Below are 339 nucleotides of genomic sequence, written 5' to 3'. Positions count from 1 at the left end.
GCTCGCGGCAATTGACAACTCGCTTGGGAATTTCAACATGAACATCGAGACGATATTTTTCAAGCCGAGCGACTGGGTCCCGAACAATCCGCATCTTCCTGTATTGCTTTACAGAGGGCTCTTTGCTGACGCTGAACCTACTGATTTCGACCGTCGTTTCGCTGCAAACGGTTGGACAGGCATCTGGATAAACGGTGTCTTCGATTATCAGCACTACCATTCCGGTGCCCATGAAGTCCTGGGAATTGCACGTGGCAGCGCCAAGCTGTTGATCGGCGGTCCCGACGGTCAAGAGCTTGATGTGGTTGCGGGAGACTGCCTGGTACTTCCAGCCGGAAC

Annotated in this window: 1 pseudogene; it reads left to right on the top strand. The window is 53.4% G+C overall.

Going from position 1 to position 339, the window contains the following annotated elements:
• Positions 1 to 37: 37 nt before the first annotated feature.
• Positions 38 to 339: pseudogene (locus AF337_RS41205) on the top strand (cupin); the annotation flags it as partial.

It is taken from the genome of Rhizobium ecuadorense (assembly GCF_001187535.1).
Classification (GTDB): domain Bacteria; phylum Pseudomonadota; class Alphaproteobacteria; order Rhizobiales; family Rhizobiaceae; genus Rhizobium; species Rhizobium ecuadorense.
This window is presented reverse-complemented; position numbering and strand designations above follow the sequence as displayed.